Annotated in this window: 23 protein-coding genes; 11 read left to right on the forward strand and 12 right to left on the reverse strand. The window is 38.4% G+C overall.

Annotated elements, in window-relative coordinates; translation table 11 throughout:
• Nucleotides 1-15 precede the first annotated feature (15 nt).
• Nucleotides 16-1,866 (forward strand): transglycosylase domain-containing protein, encoded by a 1,851-nt coding sequence (locus IQI_RS11720; protein WP_064092830.1) that lies wholly within the window; start codon nucleotides 16-18, stop codon nucleotides 1,864-1,866.
• A 52-nt stretch (nucleotides 1,867-1,918) separates the two neighbouring features.
• On the opposite strand, the gene IQI_RS11725 is transcribed toward IQI_RS11720, so the two are convergent.
• Nucleotides 1,919-2,494: a DUF5366 family protein gene (locus IQI_RS11725; RefSeq protein ID WP_064092831.1), complete on the reverse strand. Its 576-nt coding sequence runs from the start codon at nucleotides 2,492-2,494 to the stop codon at nucleotides 1,919-1,921.
• A gap of 190 nt (nucleotides 2,495-2,684) precedes the next feature.
• On the reverse strand, nucleotides 2,685-2,954 hold the full coding sequence (locus tag IQI_RS11730) for a hypothetical protein (protein ID WP_064092832.1): 270 nt from the start codon (nucleotides 2,952-2,954) through the stop codon (nucleotides 2,685-2,687).
• A 300-nt stretch (nucleotides 2,955-3,254) separates the two neighbouring features.
• Between IQI_RS11730 and IQI_RS11735 the strand changes: the two genes are divergently transcribed.
• Genes IQI_RS11735 through mnhG form a run of 7 tightly spaced genes read left to right on the forward strand, consistent with a single transcriptional unit; the run spans nucleotide 3,255 to nucleotide 9,001 of the window.
• Nucleotides 3,255-5,651: a Na+/H+ antiporter subunit A gene (locus IQI_RS11735; protein ID WP_064092833.1), complete on the forward strand. Its 2,397-nt coding sequence runs from the start codon at nucleotides 3,255-3,257 to the stop codon at nucleotides 5,649-5,651.
• Nucleotides 5,648-6,076, forward strand: coding sequence for a Na(+)/H(+) antiporter subunit B (locus tag IQI_RS11740; protein ID WP_064092834.1), 429 nt, complete (start codon nucleotides 5,648-5,650; stop codon nucleotides 6,074-6,076). Before IQI_RS11735 ends, IQI_RS11740 begins: the two co-directional genes overlap by 4 nt.
• A complete protein-coding gene (locus tag IQI_RS11745) occupies nucleotides 6,076-6,417 on the forward strand; it encodes a Na(+)/H(+) antiporter subunit C (protein ID WP_064092835.1) in 342 nt (113 codons plus the stop codon). Before IQI_RS11740 ends, IQI_RS11745 begins: the two co-directional genes overlap by 1 nt.
• On the forward strand, nucleotides 6,410-7,891 hold the full coding sequence (locus IQI_RS11750; RefSeq protein WP_064092836.1) for a Na+/H+ antiporter subunit D: 1,482 nt from the start codon (nucleotides 6,410-6,412) through the stop codon (nucleotides 7,889-7,891). The genes IQI_RS11745 and IQI_RS11750 overlap by 8 nt, the downstream gene beginning before the upstream one ends.
• Before the next feature lie 6 nt (nucleotides 7,892-7,897).
• The gene (locus IQI_RS11755) at nucleotides 7,898-8,374 is read left to right on the forward strand and encodes a Na+/H+ antiporter subunit E (protein ID WP_064092837.1); all 477 of its coding nucleotides are present in this window, start codon (nucleotides 7,898-7,900) and stop codon (nucleotides 8,372-8,374) included.
• The gene (locus IQI_RS11760; RefSeq protein WP_064092838.1) at nucleotides 8,374-8,658 is read left to right on the forward strand and encodes a Na(+)/H(+) antiporter subunit F1; all 285 of its coding nucleotides are present in this window, start codon (nucleotides 8,374-8,376) and stop codon (nucleotides 8,656-8,658) included. The genes IQI_RS11755 and IQI_RS11760 overlap by 1 nt, the downstream gene beginning before the upstream one ends.
• Nucleotides 8,642-9,001 (forward strand): monovalent cation/H(+) antiporter subunit G, encoded by a 360-nt coding sequence (mnhG, locus tag IQI_RS11765; RefSeq protein ID WP_064092839.1) that lies wholly within the window; start codon nucleotides 8,642-8,644, stop codon nucleotides 8,999-9,001. The genes IQI_RS11760 and mnhG overlap by 17 nt, the downstream gene beginning before the upstream one ends.
• Nucleotides 9,002-9,053: 52 nt before the next feature.
• On the opposite strand, the gene IQI_RS11770 is transcribed toward mnhG, so the two are convergent.
• Together IQI_RS11770 and IQI_RS11775 are read right to left on the reverse strand one after the other, a co-directional pair.
• The gene (locus tag IQI_RS11770; protein ID WP_064092840.1) at nucleotides 9,054-9,422 is read right to left on the reverse strand and encodes a DUF2188 domain-containing protein; all 369 of its coding nucleotides are present in this window, start codon (nucleotides 9,420-9,422) and stop codon (nucleotides 9,054-9,056) included.
• A gap of 80 nt (nucleotides 9,423-9,502) precedes the next feature.
• Nucleotides 9,503-9,904 carry a PaaI family thioesterase gene (locus IQI_RS11775; RefSeq protein WP_408007410.1) on the reverse strand — a complete coding sequence of 134 codons (402 nt, stop codon included), beginning with the start codon at nucleotides 9,902-9,904 and terminating at the stop codon, nucleotides 9,503-9,505.
• 141 nt (nucleotides 9,905-10,045) lie between these two features.
• Between IQI_RS11775 and IQI_RS11780 the strand changes: the two genes are divergently transcribed.
• Nucleotides 10,046-10,438: a hypothetical protein gene (locus tag IQI_RS11780; protein WP_064092842.1), complete on the forward strand. Its 393-nt coding sequence runs from the start codon at nucleotides 10,046-10,048 to the stop codon at nucleotides 10,436-10,438.
• A gap of 77 nt (nucleotides 10,439-10,515) precedes the next feature.
• On the opposite strand, the gene IQI_RS11785 is transcribed toward IQI_RS11780, so the two are convergent.
• The 3 genes from IQI_RS11785 to IQI_RS11795 all read right to left on the reverse strand — a co-directional run bounded on the left by IQI_RS11785 (nucleotide 10,516) and on the right by IQI_RS11795 (nucleotide 14,155).
• Nucleotides 10,516-10,722 carry a hypothetical protein gene (locus IQI_RS11785; RefSeq protein ID WP_064092843.1) on the reverse strand — a complete coding sequence of 69 codons (207 nt, stop codon included), beginning with the start codon at nucleotides 10,720-10,722 and terminating at the stop codon, nucleotides 10,516-10,518.
• A 181-nt stretch (nucleotides 10,723-10,903) separates the two neighbouring features.
• A complete protein-coding gene (locus IQI_RS11790) occupies nucleotides 10,904-12,220 on the reverse strand; it encodes a Na+/H+ antiporter family protein (protein WP_064092844.1) in 1,317 nt (438 codons plus the stop codon).
• A gap of 426 nt (nucleotides 12,221-12,646) precedes the next feature.
• Entirely contained in the window at nucleotides 12,647-14,155 is a 1,509-nt protein-coding gene (locus tag IQI_RS11795) for a leucyl aminopeptidase (RefSeq protein ID WP_064092845.1), read from the reverse strand.
• A gap of 156 nt (nucleotides 14,156-14,311) precedes the next feature.
• On the opposite strand from IQI_RS11795, the gene IQI_RS11800 reads away from it, so the two are divergent.
• Both IQI_RS11800 and IQI_RS11805 read left to right on the forward strand, forming a co-directional pair.
• The gene (locus tag IQI_RS11800) at nucleotides 14,312-14,791 is read left to right on the forward strand and encodes a divergent PAP2 family protein (RefSeq protein ID WP_064092846.1); all 480 of its coding nucleotides are present in this window, start codon (nucleotides 14,312-14,314) and stop codon (nucleotides 14,789-14,791) included.
• A gap of 10 nt (nucleotides 14,792-14,801) precedes the next feature.
• Nucleotides 14,802-15,608 (forward strand): cobalamin-binding protein, encoded by an 807-nt coding sequence (locus IQI_RS11805; protein WP_064092847.1) that lies wholly within the window; start codon nucleotides 14,802-14,804, stop codon nucleotides 15,606-15,608.
• A gap of 25 nt (nucleotides 15,609-15,633) precedes the next feature.
• On the opposite strand, the gene IQI_RS11810 is transcribed toward IQI_RS11805, so the two are convergent.
• The 5 genes from IQI_RS11810 to IQI_RS11825 form a co-directional block, all read right to left on the reverse strand.
• A complete protein-coding gene (locus IQI_RS11810; protein ID WP_064092848.1) occupies nucleotides 15,634-16,347 on the reverse strand; it encodes a 3D domain-containing protein in 714 nt (237 codons plus the stop codon).
• Between the two features lie 197 nt (nucleotides 16,348-16,544).
• Entirely contained in the window at nucleotides 16,545-16,862 is a 318-nt protein-coding gene (locus IQI_RS11815; RefSeq protein WP_064092849.1) for a YuiB family protein, read from the reverse strand.
• Nucleotides 16,863-17,110: 248 nt separating this feature from the next.
• Nucleotides 17,111-17,236 carry a YuiA family protein gene (locus IQI_RS21255; RefSeq protein WP_162266043.1) on the reverse strand — a complete coding sequence of 42 codons (126 nt, stop codon included), beginning with the start codon at nucleotides 17,234-17,236 and terminating at the stop codon, nucleotides 17,111-17,113.
• 159 nt (nucleotides 17,237-17,395) lie between these two features.
• On the reverse strand, nucleotides 17,396-17,884 hold the full coding sequence (locus tag IQI_RS11820; protein WP_156509901.1) for an NUDIX domain-containing protein: 489 nt from the start codon (nucleotides 17,882-17,884) through the stop codon (nucleotides 17,396-17,398).
• Nucleotides 17,885-17,950: 66 nt separating this feature from the next.
• A complete protein-coding gene (locus tag IQI_RS11825; protein ID WP_064092851.1) occupies nucleotides 17,951-19,168 on the reverse strand; it encodes an NAD(P)/FAD-dependent oxidoreductase in 1,218 nt (405 codons plus the stop codon).
• Nucleotides 19,169-19,612: the final 444 nt, after the last annotated feature.

The following is a 19,612-nucleotide window of genomic DNA, read 5'->3' on the forward strand; positions in this document are numbered from 1 at the left end:
AAGTAGAGTGGGAAAATGAGAGTCTATGTAGGATATCTAACTGTACTAACCTTTATTACAATGTTTTTTGCTACCTTGCTTTTAACAACGGAAGAATTAGACAAGGTTCAAGGCTTTCAAAATGAATTACAAAAGACTGTAAATACCAATAAACTAGAACTTAACAGAACCAGTTTATTGGTTGATCACAATGGAAAAGTCTTTTCTGAAGTAAATCGTCCGTTCCGATTGTATGTGAATGACGAAGATATTCCACCGTTTATGAAGGACATATTGGTTGCTTCAGAAGATCAGCACTTTTATGAACATGTGGGCTTCGATGCCGGTGCCATTTTAAGAGCCGTTGTGAAAAATTTGGTCTTCACCCATATTCAGCAGGGTGGCAGTACGATTACACAGCAATTGGCGCGAAATCTCTATTTAGGTCAAGAAAAAACCTATAACCGGAAAATAACTGAATTATTTTATGCACATGAAATTGAAAAATCCCTTACAAAGGATGAAATATTAGAGCTGTATCTTAATGTTATCTATTTTAGCAACGGTGTTTATGGAGTTGAAACCGCGTCACAGTACTACTTCCAAAAAAACGTGGAGGAACTAAATAAAGCAGAGCTTGCATTTATTGCTTCCATACCAAATAATCCTGCTAAATATGACCCTGTCGATCATTTTGATCAAACAAAAATACGACAGGAACGACTTCTTGATATTCTTGTTAACACGAATAAGCTAACAAAGGAAGAAGCAGAAGAGCTGAAGAATACACCCATTAAGTTGAATATAAGAAGGAAAATAGATCAGTATCCAGATTATGCTTTTTTTGTAGAGGAAGAGCTGAAAGAGCTCATTTCGTTACAGGAAGGTTTTAAAGTAGATCTACAAAATGCAGCATCTCAACAAGAAAGAGAGAAGATTGTAAAGAAGCTTAATGACCGCTTTGAAGAAGTCATCTCATCTGGTGTTACGATTCAAACAGCCTTAAATCCAAGCATCCAACAAAAAAGCGTGAAGGCCTTAAACGGGGAGCTTCAAAATGGAGAGCTTCAAGGGGCTACTGTGACAATTGATAATACTACTAGAAACGTGGTGGCATTGACGGGTGGCAAAAGTTATCAAAAATATAACTTTCACCATGCCTTTCAAGCATACAGACAACCAGGTTCATCCATAAAGCCTATACTCGTTTATGCACCATATTTAGAAAAATTCCAACCATCTATTTATGAAAAAGTCAATGCCAACAATTATTGTGTTGGGTCATATTGTCCAACTAACTATGGTGGCGTTCAGCCAGGCATTGTCACATTAAATCAATCAATGGCACAATCTTATAACTCTTCTTCCCTTAGACTGATGGAGAAGGTCGGTCTAAAGGATGCCTTTCAAAAGCTATCTTCTTTTTCATTTGAAATGGTTTCAAAGAAGGACCAAACTCTAGCTTCATCCGTTGGTGGATTTACGTACGGTATGAGTCCACTGGAATTAACCGATGCTTATACTTCCTTTATTGATGGAAATTACGTAGAAAGCCATGGGATTATTAACGTCAAGGATGGAAAAGGAAATGTGCTATACGAATGGAAGGATGACCCTGAGAAGGTTTGGTCAAGTGATACAACAACCAAGATGCGACAAATGCTTAATGAAGCTGCTAGAACTGGAACGGGTAAGGCAGCTTTTGTATCGAAACCTTATGTAGGAATTAAAACCGGAACCACCAATAACTATCATGACTACTGGGTAATGGGGTTAACGAACGAGCTTACAACGGGAGTTTGGGTTGGTCACGATATTCCAAAGAACATGAGTCAAATAGAAAGACAGCGGCCTAGCCATAAAATCTGGCAGCAAATCATGAAATAAAAAACGAAAATGCGTTGCTTCTAAGGACTACCCTTAGAATCAACGCATTTTTTTAAAATTTGACCTTCGACATAATCGGCAGACTTGCCATAACACCGTTGTATAATTTCAAAAACACGAAGAATATTGTTAAAAACAATGACGCCCAGGAAAAAACCTGCAAGCTCACAACTCCTAAGATACCGGCTTTCGAGAGGGACGGACTTATTTTATAAACAAAATAAATAAAATAGACGATGGATGTGGCAGAAAAGATAATGAGTAACCCTAAAAAGGATTTCAAACTGACCACCGACACTAAGCCCCCGATAAAATACACCATAGAGCCTGTACGAACCTGATTATATAATTCCCCTTCTGAATCATTTGAGAAAAACAGCATCGACACTCCATTAATCGTCTCAGCTATCAGCTTTAAAGCAGCAAAGACCATAAAGAAGACCACCATCAATAGTACTAAAATCGCAAGCTTTAGCTGCATATCAGATAAAAACTCTTTCATTCCGGGATAAACACCTATTTTCTTAAATAGGTCCACAAATATCTCTACTCCATAAACGGAAAACGTTAAACTAAACAACAGAATTGAAAATAACGGCAAATAGCTCGTTAAATATGTATTTTTCAATAGTAACTCTCCCATAACGATTGTTAAGAAATCAACTAATTTCTTCCTCTCATCATAATCGTTTATGAAGAACTTGAAAAGGGTATTAGGAAGAAAAGCATGGTTTGATAACGTTCAAAAGATAACATTCCCTCCAATAGCCTTATAAAATGAAAATGACTGCCTTTTCATGTTTTTCATGAAAAAGCAGTCAATCTGTGAGTTCTTCTGTTTGGGAAGTAGATGTTGGCACAATCCGGATATACTCCCTAGACTTAAACGGACGTCTTTGAATGGGATCGTTTGTAACCTCTCCATCCATTTTTTCCGTTTCACCGTATTGAACGGGTGCTATATTCATTAAAGCGGGATCTTCGGTTTCAAATATTCCTCGATTAAAACGATCTTGGGACTCAATGAGCCACGCAAATCCAAATAAAGTAAAAAATATGGTTGTTACAGCAAATGTTTTCTTTTTCATAACTTCACCACCTTATGGATAGGATTCTCCAAAATGACCGAAACTATTCTATATAAGGAAAATCACTAAGCAAAAATCAAATAATTTTTATGTTTAAATTCCGTTTCTCTACATATTTAATACTCCTTGAACAATCTGAAGAGATTGGGATGCTGAGTAATGCAAGCATTTATTTTTTACGTTATAATGCTCTTTGAGGTTCGGCTTTCGGTCTTAATCTATAGAGAAAAAAATCCTCTAATAGAATGAAGTAGAAAAACGAGAACATACATACATGAATTTTATATGAGGGGGGTTTTTATGACTTTATTACACTGGGCTATTTTATCGCCTTTTTTATTTGCCATACTTGTTCCATTTCTGTATAAAGCATTCAGAAATGTACATACCGGTTGGTTTGTACTACTCTTACCAGTCGCATTATTTATTTACTTCTTTCAATTTATCTCCATTACCAAACATGGGGACACAATAAAGGAAACGGTGGGATGGATGCCATCGTTTGGAATTAACTTTATTGCCTATATCGACGGGCTCGGGCTGCTCTTCGCCCTCCTTATTACAGGCATAGGTTCCTTAGTTGTCTTGTATTCGATTTATTATTTGGATAAGAAAAAGGAACAGTTACATAACTTTTATGTGTACTTAATGATGTTTATGGGGGCTATGCTTGGGGTTGTTCTTTCAGATAACTTGATTGTTCTTTACATGTTCTGGGAGTTCACTTCCATTTCTTCCTTTTTACTAATTGGTTACTGGTATCATCGAGAGCGTTCAAGATATGGCGCTCAAAAATCGATGCTGATCACCGTATTCGGTGGACTGTCCATGCTTGCCGGATTCTTACTTCTCTATTTAATGGGGGGAACCTTCAGTATTAGAGAATTAGTGGGGATCTCTGACCAATTAATGACTGAAGCGATGTTTATCCCAGCCATGCTTCTTGTCCTTTTAGGAGCGTTTACGAAGTCTGCTCAATTCCCGTTCCATATCTGGTTGCCGGATGCTATGGAAGCACCGACTCCTGTTAGTGCTTATTTACATTCAGCCACAATGGTTAAAGCAGGAATTTATCTTGTGGCACGAATGAGTCCGATCTTTGCAGAAGAAAGCTTATGGCTATGGCTCGTTGGAGGATTTGGTATCTTCACTTTATTCTGGGGTTCTTTCAATGCTGTAAAACAAACAGACTTAAAAGGAATTCTTGCGTTCTCAACCGTCAGCCAGCTTGGACTCATTATGTCATTGCTTGGGGTTGGAGCCGCTGCTCTTCACTATGAAGTCATTGAGGACAGTGTTTATGGGATTGCCACTTTGGCTGCCGTCTTCCATCTCATTAACCATGCGACGTTTAAAGGTAGTTTGTTTATGGTTGCCGGAATAGTCGATCATGAAACAGGAACTCGAGATATCCGTAAACTTGGCGGTTTAATGAATTTTATGCCGATTACCTTTACCATTGCCATTATTGGAGCCTTTTCAATGGCAGGTCTTCCTCCATTTAACGGCTTCTTGAGTAAAGAAATGTTCTTTACTGGGATGATTAATGTCCTGGAAATGGACTTTTATCATTTAAATACATGGGGTGTTATTTTCCCAGTTCTTGCATGGATAGGTAGTGTGTTTACGTTTATTTACAGTATGATCATTGTATTTAAAACCTTTACAGGTAAGCACCAGCCAGAAAAACTTGAAAAGAAACCACATGAAGCACCGCTTGGCATGTTAATTTCACCGATTATTTTAGTTTCTCTTGTGATTATTTTTGGTTTCTTTCCAAATATTTTGTCTCACAGGATTATTGGACCGGCTGTTGAAGGAATCATGCCGCCCGACTATAAAGTAGACGAAATACATATTTCGTTCTGGCATGGCCCTACACCTGAACTGTTTATGACCTTCGGTGTTATTCTTTTCGGAATTCTGCTTTATCTACTTCAACCAAGATGGAAGAAGATATACTCATGGATACCTGAACGATTTACTTTAAACTCCTTCTATGACGGAGGATTAATTCGAAGTGAACGAGGAGCATACAATTTCACAATCGGGTATATGACAGGATTTATCCGTACGTACCTTGTCTATATCTTCTCATTTTTTATAGGCTTATTGATTTTCAGCATGTGGTTTAATGGGGCATTCGCTATTAATACTGATGATTTAGCTTCCATTGGAATATATGAAGTGGCCATTGCCCTTCTCCTAATTATCAGTTCCGTTACTATTTTATTTGCCCGATCTCGATTAACGTCCATTATTTCATTGGGGGCTGCAGGCTATACGGTTTCTTTATTCTTCGTCTTGTTCCGTGCACCGGATTTAGCTTTAACACAGCTTGTCATTGAAACCGTATCCGTAGCATTATTCTTACTTTGCTTTTACCACTTACCTCCATTGAGTCGACATGAGGAAAGAATGGGCTTTAAACTTGGAAATGCCCTAATCTCAATTGGAGTTGGGGTTGTCGTTACATTATTTGCAATATCTTCATACAGTACAAAACTGTTTGATTCAATCTCAGAGTATTATATTGAGAATACACATGATAAAGCTGGCGGAGAGAATATGGTCAACGTCATCTTAGTCGATTTTCGTGGATTTGATACAATGTTTGAAATTTGCGTGTTAGCCATAGCGGCTCTTGGCATTTTCTCCATGATTAAATTGCGTCTGACAAGGAGGAAAGAAGGATGAAAACAAAAACAAATGATGTCATTTTACAAACCGTTACAAATGTTGTCGCGTTCATCATTATTCTGTTTTCTCTGAGACTCTTCTTCTCGGGGCACTACACCCCTGGTGGTGGGTTTATAGGTGGCCTGATGACGTCCGGGGCTATTGTATTGTTGTTACTGGCTTATGATATCAAAACCGTTTCCACTATCCTGCCGGTTGATTATAAAATCATTACAGCAATAGGTTTACTTTTAGCAGTGGGTACCGGAGCAGGTGCTTTACTATTCGATGTACCGTTCCTTACTCATGCCTACGATCACTTTCACCTTCCACTCCTGGGAGATACCTCTCTTCATACAGCAGTGCTGTTTGATACCGGTGTATATCTCGTAGTTATCGGTGTAACGATGACCATTATTCAAACGATAGGAGTGAGTGAATAATGGAAATATTAATGGCAATTGTTGTCGGAGTTCTTTTTACAAGCGCTGTATACTTGATGTTATCAAAAAGCTTACTTCGAATTATTATTGGGACAGCCTTATTAAGTCACGGAGCACATCTTTTAATTCTTTCAGTTAGCGGTCTCAAAGAAGGAGCAGCACCTCTTCTAGGAGAACATGCCAAATCTTATGTTGACCCATTACCACAAGCGTTAATTCTAACAGCTATTGTTATTAGCTTTGGTGTAACGGCTTTCTTCCTTGTTCTTGCCTACCGTGCATATCAAGAACTTGGGACTGATAATATGGATCAAATGAGAGGAAACGAAGGAAATGACTAACTTATTATTACTACCAATATTAATCCCGTTATTTACGGCGATTATCTTAATGTTCATCAGCAAATATGTGAAAGTACAAAGGGGATTATCAGCCCTTTCTACTTTGGCTACCATTGCCGCTTCTCTTGTACTAATCCATACGGTTAGTACGAAAGGAATTCAGACTGTAAACCTAGGAAGCTGGGAAGCTCCATTCGGAATCACTCTCGTGTCTGATATGCTTTCTGCTTTACTAGTCACCACAACGAGTATCATTACTCTAGTGGTCCTACTCTATTCCTTTAAATCCATTGGAGTAGATCGTGAAAGATTCTATTACTATCCAGTCGTACAGTTCCTTTTAGTAGGGATCAATGGTGCGTTCACAACTGGAGATATCTTTAACCTTTTCGTCTTTTTCGAAGTAATGCTTATGAGCTCTTATGTGCTATTAGTATTAGGCGGGACGAAAAGTCAATTACGTGAAGGAATTAAATACATTCTAGTCAATGTGATCTCCTCTGCCCTTTTTGTTATTACGGTTGCCTATCTGTATTCAGTAGTTGGAACCTTAAATATGGCAGATATCTCAAGGAAAATTGCAGAGGTGAATCAGCCGGGAATCTTAACGGCGATTGCCATTTTGTTCTTAGTGGTTTTTGGTTTAAAAGGAGCCATATTCCCGCTGTATTTTTGGCTACCTGGATCCTATTCTGCTCCTCCGACACCGGTTCTTGCCTTGTTTGGAGCACTTCTTACCAAAGTAGGGGTCTATTCAATTTTACGAACGTATACGCTTTTCTTTTATCATGAGATTGGATATACACATGAGATCCTAGGAATACTAGCTATCTTAACCATTGTATTAGGGTGTATCGGAGCCATTGCTTATTGGGATGTTAAAAAGATTATCATCTATAACATCATTATTGCCGTTGGTGTCATTTTATTTGGTGTATCAACGATGAATCCCGAAGCACTGGAAGGCTCTATTTATTACCTTGTTCATGACATGCTGATCAAAGCTGGCCTCTTTCTTCTCATTGGAGTAATGATTAGTATTACAGGCACAACCAATTTAAAGAAAATGGGTGGACTCATTAAAGATTACCCTTGGTTAGGATGGACGTTCTTAGTAGCAGCATTCTCCCTAGCGGGTATCCCTCCTCTGAGTGGTTTTATTGGGAAGCTATTGATCCTAAGAGGAAGCTTTGCCGATGGAGCTTATGTAGGAGCTGGAGTCGTACTTGCATCAAGCTTGTTAGTCCTATATTCAGTCATTAAGATCTTCTTAAATGGAATTTGGGGAACTCCTAAAGAATATAAAGGGATCACGAAATCACATGCACGATACTTATGGTTTACTTCTGCAACCATAATACTTCTTGCCGTGTTGTACGGCATTGGAGCTGAAGCCTTACGTCCCCTGTTCTCACAAGCAACAGAAGTACTATTGGATCCGAATCTATATATAGACGCAGTGTTAAAGGAGTAATGTAGCATGGCTTTTCAAATTTTATTAAACTTTTTCATGGCCTTTGTCTGGATGTTTCTTTCGGTATCCTTTACTTCTCAGTCATTTTTTATTGGCTTTTTATTAGGATTGCTTGTGATTTATGCATTCAGAAGATTTTTCAACTCTCGCTTTTATTTATTAAGAGTGGTGGCTGTCATCAACCTATTATTTTTATTTCTTAAAGAACTTGTTCTTGCTAACATTTCAGTTTTGAAAACCATTCTGAGACCTAAGCTCGATTTTCAACCAGGGATTTTCGCTTTACCAACTGAGTTGAAAACAGAATGGGAAATTACGTTATTAGCAAATCTTATTACATTAACACCAGGAACACTTGTAGTGGATGTATCTCTTGATAATAAGATTCTTTATATCCATGCGATTGATATTCCCGATGTCGATGATGCGATAGATGAAATCAAGAATTCATTTGAGAAAGCCATTATGGAGGTGAGTCGCTAATGCTATATACCATTCTTCAAATTACCTTACTATGCGTCTCACTTTCTATGCTTGGTCTTATTTATCGAGTAATAAAAGGACCGACTACACCAGATCGGGTTGTTGCATTAGATGCAATCGGGATCAACCTTATCGCTATCGTCGCTCTTGTTTCCATGGTACTTGATACATTTGCCTTTCTGGAAGTTATTCTCCTTCTGGGGATATTAGCTTTCTTAGGAACCGTGGCCTTTTCTAAGTTCTTAGAGAAAGGGGAGATTATTGAACGTGACCGAGATCATTAGATTTATCATAGGATTCTTCTTAATTGTCGGTGGCTTGTTAAGTCTCGTAACGGCATTTGGACTATTAAGACTCCCAGATGTATATACACGAAACCATGCGGCTTCTAAAAGTGCTACATTAGGCGTTATGTCTATTCTGATAGCGACCTTCTTTTATTTTTATTTAGAGCATGGTCACTTTAATTCACGATTAATTTTAGCCGTTGTCTTTATCTTTGTGACTGCACCTGTTGCAGGGCACCTCATTTCAAGAGCAGCCTACAACACAGGAGTAAAGCTTTGGGATAAAAGTGTTCGGGATGATTTAAAAGATAAGAAAGAATACGATAGACAAAATTCTTAAAGTAACAAAAGGCTTGACCTTACGAGTTTCTCCTCGTAAGGTCAAGCCTTTTTTACCGTTGATATAAGTGTTCTTCAACACTGCCATCTTGCTTATGAACCACTAAAGTTCCAGAATGATCCGTGACATAGTCTTTTGCTTTTGACAAAAGTCCAGCCTTCGTCTCTTCCACCATGATTGCACGTTTGCCCTCGGCTTTCTTTAGCTGCCACCCATCATCATGGGGCGTAACATGATATTCAATCTTGTTAGAAGATTCTCCTTCTTCGGACTTATGTGCTTGATCTGTGGCAATCGCAATGGCTCGTCCTTCTTCATACCCTTCATCCAACAGAGCATTGGCAATTTCAATGGCTTTGTTTCGTACATCAGCAGGCAGGTTTTTCAGTGAATCTGGATAATCATTTTTTGTCCAACTCATTAAATAGACCTCCTTTTAATGGTTGCTTATCCAATTCCCAAAATTTCACTTTTTTAAACGTATGTATTTGTATTGATTCATTATCTCTTCGGCACAACAGCCATTGTACAACGTGATACAGAAATGAGTTGACCGTCTTCATCCGTGATTTTAATGTCCCACACCATCGTACTCTTCCCTTGATGAAGAACCGTTCCTGTTGCTGTAACTACTCCATCACGCTTTGCTTTAATATGATTTGCATTGATTTCAAGACCGAAGCAGATCTCTTTTTCAAGGTCGATCAATTCCACTGCTCCTACACTGGCTACTGTTTCAGCTAAAGCAACAGACGCTCCCCCATGAAGAAAACCAAAGGGTTGTCTCGTACGATCATTTACAGGCATCGTAGCGATAACCTTTCCTTTTCCTAACTCAACAAACTCAATGCCAAGGGCACCAATCAATGTATTTTCCATATTCAATTTGCTCACCTCATTCATATTCTACTACATTACATTTTCGATAAAGAGGATGAAATCCCTTTATTTCTTTTACTACATACAAGAGGTACAAATGAATAATTTCCATTTCAAATACATACATTCCTAAGAACAGTTCTCTAAAATGAAAGGAGTTGCTTCATGTATCGTTATCACCCGTTCTATCAGCCTGCCCATCGTCACACCATTCCTCCTCACTCCTATTTCCGACCTTTTCATTCTCACTATCGTTCCTTTCCTCAAGTAGAGACCAAAACATTTATGTCTTCATCAGATAAAACGTTAGTTTTGCTGGACAATGCAAAAACAGTCTTAGATAGAATAAAATCAGATAAGAACTTCGCTTTCCAACTAATGAATGCAGCCCAAAAATCGAATAATCAAGAGGTACATAAACTGATTACCTCAACTGGCATCAAGGTACAACCCATTGTCACCTTTAATCCAGATGGAATGCGTCTAGTGTTCGATCAAACGCTTGGAGAAGTGGATTGCTGTCATGTGATCGTAATCGTTCGTTGGAGGGAGATGTAATAAATACGTCTAAATGTATGAAGAAAAAATAGCAGTGAATACTCAAAACGAGTACTCACTGCTTTATTTATTTTACATTAATAATATGGGTAGTACGGTGGGTATCCATAGCCATATGGTGGATAATACGGGTAGTATGGGTAATAGTAAGGACGTGGTCTTAATATCGCTGAACCTAGCAATCCTCCTAAGACTCCTCCTACAAACGGTCCACCAAAGAATCCCCCTCCAAAAAAGGGCCTTCTTCCAATTGGTCTTCTACCGTATACGATTCTGTCATTCATCACGCTGCCTCCTCCGTTTCTTGTGAGACTACCCCTTTTACAAAAGGAGCTCACTTCTTATTTCTATTTAGGGTACACTATTGATTTATGCAGAATAATGGGATTTTGAGTGGGCGAATAGCCTTTTTAGGAAAAGGTGCAAATAAAAAAAGCAGGGTGGCCCCCTGCTTTTTTTGACAAATTATAAAATAATTGCTGCAATCCAACCGAAAAGAATCAATGGAATATTGTAGTGTAGAAATGTTGGTACACATGTATCCCAAATATGATTGTGCTGGCCGTCAGCATTTAACCCAGCTGTCGGTCCAAGGGTACTATCAGAAGCCGGAGAACCAGCGTCACCTAGAGCTCCTGCTGTTCCAACAATAGCAATGGTAGCCAATGGACTAAAGCCTAACTCCATTGCCAGTGGTACGAATATAGCTGCAATAATCGGAATGGTGGCAAAAGAAGATCCGATTCCCATTGTAACAAGTAGACCAACAATTAACATAATCAGAGCAGCTAATGCCTGGTTGCCACCGATAGCATCTGCAGTTGCTTCAACTAATGTTTCAACATCACCTGTTGCTTTGACAACCTCAGCAAACCCGGAAGCAGTAATCATAACAAATCCGATGAAGGCCATCATTTTCATACCTTCATTTAGCAGTCCATCTGCTTCTTTCCATTTAATTGAACCGGATAAGTACAATACTGAAATACCAGCTAATGCACCAAATATCATGGATTCAAGTTGAAGCTGAACATATAGAGCTACAACGATAGAAACCAGTGCAAAAATCATAGCTCTTTTATTGTAGACAACTTTTTCTTCTGCTACTACTTCTTCTGCTTCTTTATAATCTCTAGGTTTACGGTAGCTTACAAACACAGCAATAAGCAACCCGATCACCATTCCCCCTACTGGAAGAAGCATGGCTTTTGGAATATCACTTAATGTAATCTCCATTCCACTGCTCGCCATGTTCTGAGCAATAATTTCATGGAACTGTAAACCAAATCCAACTGGTAACAGAATATAAGGCGCTGTTAGACCAAATGTAATCACCGCAGCTATTAAACGGCGATCAATCTTTAACTCCGTCATCACTTTTAATAAAGGAGGAATTAAGATTGGAATAAAAGCAATATGAATAGGAATAACATTTTGAGAAAAACAAGCCATAATTAATATAGAAAGAACAATAAGTGCTTTAGAAAGGGCTGTTTTTCTTGTTTCTCCTTCTTTCCCTACAACTTTTAAAACCCACTCAACAAGTAGATTTGGAATTCCTGTATAGGAAATCGCAACAGCGAATCCACCTAATAATGCATAACTTAAGGCAATATTAGCTCCTCCGCTAATTCCTTCAGAAAACACGGATATGGTTTCATCTAACCCTAATCCACCTGTTAATCCTCCGACTAACGCTCCAGTAATCAAGGCGAAAACGACATTGACACGTACTAAGCTTAAAATAAGCATGACGAGAACGGCAATAATAACGGCATTCATTTCTTTCACTCCTTCTAGATGTATATGAATTCTACACTTACTTTAGTTCGCTAAATTGGTAGAGTAATAAAATCACGTTTTCAACTTTAACAAGATAAAGAGACTCTGTCAATACTTTAGTCTGATAAATCGATAAAATATTTGTTGGTAGGTTTTGGTGTTGGGATAACGTGTTTTCTTTTGGCAGAGGTTGAGGAGGATGCATGGGGTTATTTTACTGGTAACAAGTATGGGATTATAATTCGAAATGGTAGTAAATGGTAAATGGATCGATTTTCTCTATTTTTAGATTGATTTTGCGTCTAATTGGATTGATTTGGAGGGATTTCCACCTATAACGGATCGATTTATCATATCCCCCTACTAATCTAGAAAAAAATAGCCTATTCCCAGCACCATACTGGAAAAAGGCTATTTTCTATTCATTTATTTTGATTGAATTGGTTCGAATCTCTCTACCAACAGTGCCAGTGTTCGAGCCATGACACCTGTTGCCCCTGCTGGACCTAATTCATACTTTCCTTTGGTCGTGGCAGTTCCAGCGATATCAAGATGGACCCATGGGAGATTGTCGGCAAATTCTCCAACAAATGCTCCGCCCATGATGGCGTGGCCAGCACGTCCTGGGGAGTTGTTAAGGTCTGCAATTTCGCTTCCTCTTACACGTTTTTTATCATTTTCTGTGTAAGGCAGCTGCCAAATGTACTCTCCAGATTCACTGGATGCTTCTAACACTTGCTCAAAGAAAGCTTCGTTGTTTGTTAAGGCACCTGTTTTGTCTTCTCCAAGTGCAACAATGACTCCACCCGTTAAGGTAGCTACATCAACAAGGTAGTTCGCTCCTTGATGCTTCGCATAGGTCATTCCATCTGCAAGAGCCAGGCGGCCTTCTGCGTCAGTGTTCAATACTTCGATGGTTTTACCACTCATAGACGTAATGACGTCGTCTGGCTTGAATGCAGCTCCACTCACCATGTTATCTGTTGAAGGAATGACGGCTACCACATTTTGTTCAGGCTTTGTTTCACCGATTATTTCCATGGCTCCAAGAACAGCAGCCGCTCCACCCATGTCAGTTTTCATACCGACAATGCCGTCTTTCGGTTTAAGTGAATAGCCACCGGTATCGAAGGTGATTCCTTTTCCTACTAAACCGATGACATCTTTCCATTCGTCTCTGCCGTTGTATTTCAGAACAATCATTTTCGGCGGTTCAACAGATCCTTGGTTTACAGCCAGGAGCGCTCCCATACCGAGGTTCTCCATTTCTTCTTTATCAAGGATTTCAGCCTCGAAGTCGTAGCGTTTGGCTAATTCTAAAGCATATTCAGCTAATTTTGTAGAAGTAAGCAGATTTCCTGGAGTGTTTACTAATGTACGAGCTGAATTTACTCCATTACCAAATGCTGAACCTATTTGTAACGCAGTTTCTACTTCTTTTGCATCGAAGCCTGTAAAGAATTCCATAGATTCAACATGTACTTCTGGTTCATTGGATTTTTTCTTGTACCCATGGAATTCATAGGTTGCCATTGTAAAAGCTTCGGTAAATGCGTGAGCCACGTCCGTTGCTACCATTTCCTCTGAAACGAATGTGTCTAAAGCGATGGAAAAAGAAGAAACCTTCATTTCCTTCAAGGCTTTCGAAGCTACACCGATGGATTCTTTTAATAAATCAAAGGTGAGCTCCTTTTGCTTACCAAGACCTACAAATAAGATACGTTTACTTTCAATCTTGCCAAATGTATGTATTTTAGATACGTTTTTTGCTTTGGATGAAACATCTCCGTCTTTTACTAAGGTTGTTAAATACCCTTCAAATTGTTCGTCAAGTTCTTTTAATTCCCCTTCAAAAGAAGGCTGGTTGTAAATTCCCACCACTAGACATTCCTGTGCTGCTTGAGTGACCGGGTTTTGATTAATTGAAAAATTCATTTTCACGACACCTCCGCTCTCTATTATAACGAAGATGTTTGTTTATTTCGACTTTCTAACTATATAAGCTGTTAAGTTAATTCAGTACGGGAAAGGGTATGATATAATGAGAACATTATTTTTATTCAAACAATTGAAAGGGTGGCATTTCGCAGCATGGAATTCGTTTTTAATTTTCCATTATGGGCATCTTTATTTTCAATCTTTTTTGCACAGTTCGTAAAGGTCCCTATCCAATTTATCGCGACGAGGGAGTTAAATTGGTCGTTAATTACCTCTACTGGTGGGATGCCGAGCTCTCATTCAGCAGCAGTGACGGCATTAAGTACAGGAGTTGCTCTGGAAGTGGGAGTTGATTCCCCTATCTTTGCTGTTTCCGCGATGTTTGCCATCATCACCATGTTTGACGCAACGGGTGTGAGAAGGCAAGCCGGTGAACAAGCCATCGTTCTTAACCAATTGATGGTGGACTTTCAGCGATTCATGTCAGAAGCAAAGGGTTGGCAAAACAAACCTGAACAAGAAAAACGCAAGGAGCTTAAAGAACTTTTAGGCCACAAACCCATTGAAGTTTTTTTTGGTGGACTTTCAGGGATTATCCTAACCCTTCTTCTCCATTACATTATCTATGCCTAGGAGTGAACCTATGAGAATTGTCTCTATTTGTCCTAGTAATACTGAGATTATCGATTACCTCGGGTTAACACCTTACCTTGTTGGAGTAGATGACTACTCAGATTATCCTGAAGAGGTCAGATCCTTACCAAAGGTGGGACCAGATTTATCCATTGATATGGATAAGGTACAGTCGCTAGAGCCAGATCTAGTTTTCTCATCCTTAAGCGTCCCAGGAATGGAAAAAAACATAGAAGAGCTGAATAAGAGAAAAATACCTCATATTACATTGAATCCTCAAAGCTTTTCAGATATTGGAAATGACATTCTCACAGTTGGGTTAGCATGTGACATTGAAGCCCACGCAAAACAACGTCAGAAGGATTTTTTTTCAACCATTGAAAAGCTAAGGATATTAAGTCAAAAGGTGAAAAATATCCCTACCTTGTATTGGGAATGGTGGCCAAAGCCTGTTTTCACCCCAGGACAAGTGAACTGGTTAACGGAACTCAGCCGGTTGGTAGGGGCTCGAAATGCATTTGAGGACGTGGAGCTTGCAAGTGTTCAAACCGATTGGGACGATGTACAGAAGCGCAACCCTGACTACATCTGCCTGGCATGGGTTGGTGTGCAGAAAAAGCGTGTAAACCCTGATATTGTACGGAAACGCCCGGGATGGAGTGACATGAAGGCTGTTCAAGAGGAGCACATTTTAGTATTAGAGGAAGCTCTCTATTGCAGGCCTTCACCCCTTTTATTAAAAGGGGCTGTGGAGCTTGCTAAAAAACTCCATCCTGATATATATCTGAATGAGGAAGTCCATGAAAAAAGCTCGTAGGCTGATGCCTACGAGCTTTTTTATTCTACTCTTTTTTACTGGATAAAATTTGTTGTCTAAATACTTGCATAGATTTATTTTCATTAAGTGCGACTAATTGTTTTTCAGTCAGCTCACCATTGCCTATTTGAATGACATATACGTCTAAGGTTTGTTTCCCCCATTTGTTGTATACATCTTCCACTGTATCATAATAAAGATCCAGTTTATTCCCGGTAATAGCACTGCCTTTATCCGCTACTACACCATATCCATAGTTAGGGATAAAGAGAATGGTACCAATGGGATACACATTTAGATCGGCTGCAATGGTTGAGTATAGGTCACGCTTAACCTTTACACCAGAGTATGTAATTCCATAACCCGGATGGCCAGGACTCTTCCCAGTCGATTCTACACCTGCTGTATAGCCCGTCGCTATCACGGTATGTTTAGTGTACTGTTCCCAATCTATAGAGCTCTCTAACGTTCTCGGGCTGGCTTCAACCGGTTCACTTGAAGAAATTTTCGTTCCAATTCCCGCTACTCTTTTTATAAATTTGTAAGACAAACTTATAGTGTTTGTTTTATGATTTTTATAGTATATACTTGATTGCTCTTCTTTACTCTTTTGATCCATTATCCAGGTCTTAAGAGTTTGGGCTTCCACACCTGAAACGGATTGAAATGTTGTACCTAACGCTAGTACAAAAAGACTAACCATGACAAGACGTTTTGTCCATTTTTTTACCAAATTCATGTATTCACTCCTCCCACCTTTATGTCTTCCCAATCCAGAGGAGAATTATTCACAAATTGATAAAATAATTGAATATTTTTAATATTTGGAATTTATTAGGATGCCAGTTCCTATTTCAAATACCCTAAGTAAATGAACTCTAAACTAAAAAAATAATCCGTTCAACACGAGTATTTCCTCGAGTTAAACGGATTCTATTAAAACATTCGATAGCCCTTTGCTCTAAGGATTCTCATTACAATCCCTGAAAGAATAGCTCCGGCTAGTCCACTACCTAAAATCACCAAATCAGCAAGAGCTAAGTTTCCCAATTTCGTTCCTAATTCTGAGAAAGACTCTTCAGGCTGACGAAAATAATTGATAAAGCGTACATCATCTACGATAAAAATAACGATAATTGGATAGATGATTGCCATAATCCAGGTCATACGTAATAACATATTTAGCAAAAATCCTATTCCGAAAAATAGAACGAAAAATAAAAGCATGGAAATAATCATTACATGTATAGGCATTTACCGTTTGCACCTCCATAAACACTAAACTTTAGTGTACTCAATGTTTATGAAAGCGTCAATATTTTAAAGGCAGATTCCGTCTCTATTCACAAAATCAACATAATTGGTTATTTTAAGTGTAATGGAGTTTTGTCGAAAAACCTTTAGCTCGCTGATAAAATAAACATTTCCTAACAAAAAAACAGATCCAAATCTTCTCCTTTTTCTACGAGAGATTTAGACCTGCCTTATATAAGATAGCTTTCTTATTTTTGCTTTCCACTACCTCCGCAACAAGGACACGTTTCGGAACCACCTAACACTAACTGAAAGTATCCTTTTCCTGAACAGTAAAGACAAAATTTTGTTTTAGTACTTGCAGTAGCTCTCATAATTCCCTCTCCCTTGTAATTAATTTCTTAATTTTCTGATAATATATCATCTATTTTGGAGAAAGAAAAGGGACATTTTATGGGATGTACCCTTAAGAAAGCGAATACATTTATGTTTTTCTTTTGTTTTCTCTTTATTTCGTATAATTTACAGAATTTTTAAATAAATAACTTATAGCTACTGTACTTAAATTGATCACCTGGATTCAACCCTTGGATTGGCTGGTGGTGTTTAAAGGATTTTTCTTGTTTGAGCATTTCATGAACCATGATAGAGGTGTTCTGATCAGACTTAAGCTCATGTGGGGACTTCCATTGAACATCCAATAGTTCACTTGCTTCTACTTTTAGTGAATGGGTCTTTAAATCTCTTAAGTGAAAGATCAACATATTATCACTTATCGTATGATCAATGACACCTGTCCGAATACCAATCACTCCTAGAACTACTGTATGAAGCCCTGTTTCTTCTTTTACTTCTCTGAGAGCTGCTTCATCGACTGTCTCTCCTTCGTCAACGAATCCTGCCGGCAATGACCACATCCCTTTTAATCCCCCATATTTTTTCTTTACTACAAGCCATTTTCCTTCTGCATTTATAACGAGTCCTGCTGCTGCAAGCCAAACTTTTCCCCTTTTCACATTGATTCCCCCCAAAAATTAGAAAAAAAGCAGAGCGACATGCGCCCTGCTTTATTTTTATCTTATTAAGGCTTAAAAGAACTTGAATTTCCCTTTTTTGAAGACAAGTGATGGTCCACCAACCATGTATAATGCACGGTTGTCTACCATTTTCTTCATGAAGGAAGCTTTTGTTCCTGTTAATTTTTTGCCATATACAACACCAATAGCGTCGTCTTCACCAAGTGAACATACTGTTCCTTTGATATCTGGAGTAAATTCTTCTAAGTGATCTTTACCGTGAAGAAGAGCTCCAATATTTCGGGCACATACTTCACCTTGTTGCATAGCGATTTGTGCAGTCGGAGGATATGGACGCTCCGTTTCTTCATTGATCATTAATGAACAGTCACCGATGATGAAAATGTTCTCGTGACCAGGAGCTCTTAAGTCCTTGTTAATCTTTACACGAGCACGCATGTTTTCGATTCCAGCTCTTTCGATGATGGAGTTACCACGAACACCTGCAGCCCAAACAATTGTACCTGCTTTGATTTCTTCTACTTCATCTTCACCTTTAGCAATTAATACGCTGTCAGCTTTTGCTTCTTTAAGTGGAGTTCCGATGTGGAATTCAACACCCTTTTTCTCAAGCTTAGCACGAGCATATTTCACTAGCTCAGGATCAAATCCAGGAAGAATCATTGGTGCCGCTTCAACACATACAATGCGTACTTTCTTGCGGTCGATATCATATTCATGACAAAGCTCAGGAACACGGTTACCCAGTTCACCTAAGAATTCGATTCCCGTGAAACCAGCACCACCTACAACAATTGTAAGGCGGTCATCGTTCTTCTCTTCTTCATTCTTATACGTAGCAAATTGTAATTCAATATGCTCACGGATTTGACGAGCAGAGTTAATGTTAGAAATCATGAACGCATGCTCATGAAGTCCTTGAATGCCAAATGTTTCTGATTCTGCACCTAATGCAACCACCAGGTAATCAAATTCCACTTCGCCTTGGTTTGTAATAACTTTCTTTTCTTCCACTTTAATATCTTCAACAGTAGATTGTAAAAAGTTTACTTTGCTTGTATTTACTACATCTTTTACGTTGTAGCGTACACGATCGTGATGAAGTGTACCTGCTGAAGCTTCATGTAACCAAGTGGTTTCATAGTGATAATCATTTTTATTAATTAAAATAATTTCCGCTTCATTTGTACCCAATTGCTTTTGAAGACGAGTTACCGTCATTAATCCACCATAACCTGCACCTAAAACAACGATTCTTGGCTTTCTCAACTGAATCACATCCACCTTTTTTTTATAAATTTGTGTTGGATACTCTTAGAGTCCTCCACATGACGTTTTTTTATCCCGTTCAATCTGTTGATACTATCATTTTCCCTAATCAACTAAAAGCAAAACGAATATAAACGAGACGATTTTCCTTTTCAAAGGAAAAACAGTGTATAAAATATAGAATAATAAATGAATAAGTATGTGACGTTTTTCACGAAGTGCATCAAGCAAATGCGAAAATTGTCATAATTTCTTAACAATATGCCTACATTACATAATATTCTTTTTGCATTTTATTTTCAAGATATATATAGGAAATAATAAACTTAAGAATATTAAGAAAATACATGGTCGAAATATTATTCTGATTATTCTTAATTATAAATCCAAATATTGTGAAGGATTGAATGCTCTGTGATAGAATAAATTATAGTATGAACAACT

Origin of the sequence: Rossellomorea aquimaris TF-12 (genome assembly GCF_001648555.1) — a bacterium.
GTDB classification, from domain to species: Bacteria; Bacillota; Bacilli; order Bacillales; family Bacillaceae_B; genus Rossellomorea; species Rossellomorea aquimaris.

Excerpts from the sequence above, each read along its gene's own strand:
- IQI_RS11755 (WP_064092837.1), top strand. The coding sequence starts at position 7,898 with ATGGCTTTTCAAATTTTATTAAACTTTTTCATGGCCTTTGTCTGGATG.
- IQI_RS21255 (WP_162266043.1), bottom strand. The coding sequence starts at position 17,236 with ATGAGAGCTACTGCAAGTACTAAAACAAAATTTTGTCTTTACTGTTCA.
- IQI_RS11720 (WP_064092830.1), top strand. The coding sequence starts at position 16 with ATGAGAGTCTATGTAGGATATCTAACTGTACTAACCTTTATTACAATG.
- IQI_RS11785 (WP_064092843.1), bottom strand. The coding sequence starts at position 10,722 with ATGAATGACAGAATCGTATACGGTAGAAGACCAATTGGAAGAAGGCCC.
- IQI_RS11745 (WP_064092835.1), top strand. The coding sequence starts at position 6,076 with ATGGAAATATTAATGGCAATTGTTGTCGGAGTTCTTTTTACAAGCGCT.
- IQI_RS11815 (WP_064092849.1), bottom strand. The coding sequence starts at position 16,862 with ATGCCTATACATGTAATGATTATTTCCATGCTTTTATTTTTCGTTCTA.
- IQI_RS11770 (WP_064092840.1), bottom strand. The coding sequence starts at position 9,422 with ATGAGTTGGACAAAAAATGATTATCCAGATTCACTGAAAAACCTGCCT.
- IQI_RS11750 (WP_064092836.1), top strand. The coding sequence starts at position 6,410 with ATGACTAACTTATTATTACTACCAATATTAATCCCGTTATTTACGGCG.
- IQI_RS11810 (WP_064092848.1), bottom strand. The coding sequence starts at position 16,347 with ATGAATTTGGTAAAAAAATGGACAAAACGTCTTGTCATGGTTAGTCTT.
- IQI_RS11805 (WP_064092847.1), top strand. The coding sequence starts at position 14,802 with ATGAGAATTGTCTCTATTTGTCCTAGTAATACTGAGATTATCGATTAC.
- IQI_RS11740 (WP_064092834.1), top strand. The coding sequence starts at position 5,648 with ATGAAAACAAAAACAAATGATGTCATTTTACAAACCGTTACAAATGTT.
- IQI_RS11795 (WP_064092845.1), bottom strand. The coding sequence starts at position 14,155 with ATGAATTTTTCAATTAATCAAAACCCGGTCACTCAAGCAGCACAGGAA.
- IQI_RS11800 (WP_064092846.1), top strand. The coding sequence starts at position 14,312 with ATGGAATTCGTTTTTAATTTTCCATTATGGGCATCTTTATTTTCAATC.
- IQI_RS11780 (WP_064092842.1), top strand. The coding sequence starts at position 10,046 with ATGTATCGTTATCACCCGTTCTATCAGCCTGCCCATCGTCACACCATT.
- IQI_RS11735 (WP_064092833.1), top strand. The coding sequence starts at position 3,255 with ATGACTTTATTACACTGGGCTATTTTATCGCCTTTTTTATTTGCCATA.
- IQI_RS11730 (WP_064092832.1), bottom strand. The coding sequence starts at position 2,954 with ATGAAAAAGAAAACATTTGCTGTAACAACCATATTTTTTACTTTATTT.
- IQI_RS11760 (WP_064092838.1), top strand. The coding sequence starts at position 8,374 with ATGCTATATACCATTCTTCAAATTACCTTACTATGCGTCTCACTTTCT.
- IQI_RS11790 (WP_064092844.1), bottom strand. The coding sequence starts at position 12,220 with ATGAATGCCGTTATTATTGCCGTTCTCGTCATGCTTATTTTAAGCTTA.
- IQI_RS11775 (WP_408007410.1), bottom strand. The coding sequence starts at position 9,904 with ATGAATGAGGTGAGCAAATTGAATATGGAAAATACATTGATTGGTGCC.